The 3,340-nt window shown below is 68.0% G+C and carries 4 protein-coding genes; 3 read left to right on the forward strand and 1 reads right to left on the reverse strand.

Annotated features, from left to right (window positions below):
* Window positions 1–117 precede the first annotated feature (117 nt).
* The 3 genes from BN11_RS15520 to BN11_RS21985 all read left to right on the forward strand — a co-directional run bounded on the left by BN11_RS15520 (window position 118) and on the right by BN11_RS21985 (window position 2,450).
* Entirely contained in the window at window positions 118–732 is a 615-nt protein-coding gene (locus BN11_RS15520) for a GDSL-type esterase/lipase family protein (protein WP_235435511.1), read from the forward strand.
* A 27-nt stretch (window positions 733–759) separates the two neighbouring features.
* Window positions 760–1,569, forward strand: coding sequence for an LLM class F420-dependent oxidoreductase (locus tag BN11_RS15525; protein ID WP_048699191.1), 810 nt, complete (start codon window positions 760–762; stop codon window positions 1,567–1,569).
* Between the two features lie 137 nt (window positions 1,570–1,706).
* Window positions 1,707–2,450, forward strand: a complete 744-nt coding sequence (locus BN11_RS21985; protein WP_083433801.1) for an Ltp family lipoprotein — start codon at window positions 1,707–1,709, stop codon at window positions 2,448–2,450.
* On the opposite strand, the gene BN11_RS15535 is transcribed toward BN11_RS21985, so the two are convergent.
* Window positions 2,445–3,340: THUMP-like domain-containing protein (locus tag BN11_RS15535; protein WP_048699194.1), on the reverse strand; the 896-nt coding region annotated here is incomplete at its 5' end. The genes BN11_RS21985 and BN11_RS15535 overlap by 6 nt on opposite strands.

Genomic DNA, 3,340 nt, shown 5'->3' on the forward strand with positions numbered 1-3,340 from the left:
AACTGGTGCTCGCCGGCCGCGACGCCGAGCCGGCGCGCGGGGCGGAGCGGGCGGCATACGGTCCGCCGGGCCGAGCCGACTCGGCGGATCCTCCCCCCGACGTTTAGAGTTGCCGCCGTGAGTGACCAACCCTCGACCCCCGCCCGCCGCGATCTCGGACTCGTCTTCCTCGGCGACTCGCTGGTGACCGGCGTCGGCGACCCCAAGGGCCAGGGTTGGGTGACCCGGGTGGTCGCGCGCAGCCAGACCCCCGATGTGGATCTGACCGCATACAACCTGGGCGTGCGCGGGGCGACGAGCAGTGATGTGCTCGAGCGCTATCGCACCGAGGTGCCGGCCCGGTTCGAGGGTCGCGGGGAGCGGCGCCTGGTCATCTCGGCCGGCACCCACGACATCTACACCGGTATGTCGGTGGCCCGTCACCGTCTCAACCTCGCCACGATTCTCGACGAGGCGGCGAGCAGCGGCGTGGCGGCCTTCGTCGTCAGCCCGTCGCCGCGTGCCGACGCCCAGTCGAACGCCCTGCTCGACGTCTTCGTGGACGCGCAGGCCGACGTCTGTTCCCGCCGGGGCGTGCCCTTCGTCGACGCCTACCGCCCGCTGCTCGGTCACGATCAGTGGGAGTCCGACCTCGCGCTCGCGACCGTCGAGGGGCACCCGGGCCAGGCCGGCTACGGATTGATCGCCTGGCTCGTCCTCAACGGCGGCTGGCGCGAGTGGCTCGACATCTGAGTCTTGCCCTGCCAAGAGGGTCGAGGGGTGAAGAACCGCCCCGTTCGCGTTGGCCTGCAACTGCATCCGCAAGGCGCCGACTACGCCCACATCCGTGAGTCGGTCGCGGCGGCCGAGGAACTGGGCGTCGACGTGCTGTTCAACTGGGACCACTTCTTCCCGCTCTATGGCGACGCCGACGGCAAGCATTTCGAGTGCTGGACGATGCTGGCCGCGTGGGCGGAGCAGACCCAGCGCGTGCAGATCGGCGCGCTCGTCACCTGCAACAGCTATCGCAACCCCGACCTGCTCGCCGACATGGCCCGCACCGTCGATCACATCAGCGCCGGCCGGCTCGTCCTGGGCATCGGCTCCGGCTGGTTCGAGCGGGACTACACCGAATACGGCTTCGATTTCGGCACGGCCGGTAGCCGGCTCGACGATTTGGCAGCGGCGCTGCCACGCATCGAAAAGCGTTGGGCTGCACTGAATCCACCGCCGACGCGCCAGATCCCTGTCCTCATCGGCGGCGGCGGCGAGAAGAAGACCCTCCGGCTCGTCGCGCGGCATGCCGACATCTGGCACACCTTCGCCCAGGGGGAGGAACTCGCCCACAAGATGGAGGTCCTGCGCGGTCATTGTGGGCGGGAGGGCCGCGAGTTCGCGGACATCGAGGTCTCGGTCGGTGTCGGTGGCCCCGGCCGCCTCGGGCGCCTGCCCGACCCTCCCGAGGTCGAGGGCCTGCCCCTCTACGACATGGGTGCCCGGCTCTTCACCGTCGGTATCGGCGGGCCGACCTACGACGTCTCGGTCATCGAGCCCTGGCTCGCCTGGCGCGACGCGCTCAACGCCCGCTGAGCCTGCCCCTCGCTGAACCGTTCACGATTCGTTACAAGACTGGCTCATGCACAACTCTTCCTATCGATATACTGCCTACAATATGCAGTATATCGGCCGTCTTGAGACCCACATGGCGTCCAGCGAAGAGAGGCATTATGAGCAACAACGCAGGTTGGTACCTTCAGCCCGATGGTCAGGAGCGGTACTTCGATGGGACCCAATGGACCGACCAGGTGCGCCCGGGTGCTTCCCAGCAGCCCATGCTCCAGGAAGGAGTCAGCCGCGGGCCGAACGCGACGCGTCCTCCGAAGAAGGGCGGAGGGTTGAAGAAGTGGTTGCTCGCCGGCGGCGCAGCACTGTTGCTCGTCGGCCTTGTGAACGCCATATCCGGTGGGGATGACGGCAAGACCGCAGCGAGCGGGCTCACGACGACTTCGTCTACCTCGCAGTCGTCCTCGGCAAGCCCAGAGTCGAGTTCCGCGGCATCAAAGAAGGCTTCTTCGTCGACCTCCACGAAAGCTTCGTCGTCGACCTCCACGAAAGCCTCGTCGACAACCCCTTCAACGAGTGAGGACAGCGCCGAGGAGGAGATGACTTCTGGGCAGGCGAACGCCTTGCGGGCTGCGGAGAACTACTTGTCCTTCATGCCATTTTCACGCAAGGGACTCATCCAGCAGTTGTCGTCCGATGCAGGCGACGGATACTCCCTCAAGGACGCTACCTTCGCAGCGGATCACGTCAAGGTCAATTGGAAGGAACAGGCGGCGAAGGCTGCGAAGAACTACCTTGACATGATGCCGTTCTCGCGAACCGGTCTCATCCAGCAGCTCACGTCTGAGGCGGGAGATGGATACACCCGATCAGAAGCTGAGTACGGGGTGACAAAAGCGGGTCTATAGGTCGGCGGCGACGAGGAGCGCCGTCGGGCGGCCGGCGACCGGGGTCAGGAGCACGGTCGCTTGGTCGCCGCCGCTCCTGCCGATCTTGAGCTGCTTGCGCAAGGTGTCCTCGTTGATCCGCACGCCCCGCTGCTTGATCGTCAGCCCGCCGATCCCCTTCTTCCGCAAGAGGGTTCGGAGTGTCTTGGGGTGGAACGGGAGGGCGTCCAGGACGGCATACCGGCGGGCGGTGGGCAGGTCGTATGCCGTGTCGCCGGTGACGTAACCGACGCCGGCCTCGAGTTCACGGCCGTGCGTGGCGGCGGTCACGGCGCTGATGAGGCCCGCCTGGACGAGGGCGCGATCCACCTCGTACAGCCACGGACCGAGGCCGCCGGCGCCGGTGAGAGCCGACGCGTCATCGGTCGCGTCCTCCTCCGTCACGTCCACCGGCGGGCCGCCGGGACGGAGGATGCGAGCGGTACGGCCGGGGGAGCGGACGAGCGGTCCGCACCAGATCGCGCACTCCAGTACCGTGCCGGCCCGGGACACCCACTGCGACTCCGCTCCGGGCGGAATCTCGTTGTGCGGGAACGACGGTGACAGTTTGACGCCGGTCGCCGGGACCTCGGCAGCGATGCCGCGAACCACGTCCCACGAGGGGCAGATGTCGTCGAGGCGAAACACGCGCCGAGTTCGGCCCCTGATGTCCGCGGCACCGGTGGTGCGTCGCGCGGGGTCGAGCCAGGCGCCGATCTGATCCCGGTCCGCGGGCGGACGGAAGTCCTCGGCCAGGCCGACCTCGGCGGTGCTGCCGGGCCACGGGCGCAGGTTCGCGCCGGCGATCGCGGCCGTCACCTGATCCGCATCGATCGCCTCGACCCGCACGCCGGCGATTGCGAGCGCGATGG

The organism is Nostocoides australiense Ben110, assembly GCF_001050535.1.
Lineage (GTDB): Bacteria > Actinomycetota > Actinomycetes > Actinomycetales > Dermatophilaceae > Nostocoides_A > Nostocoides_A australiense.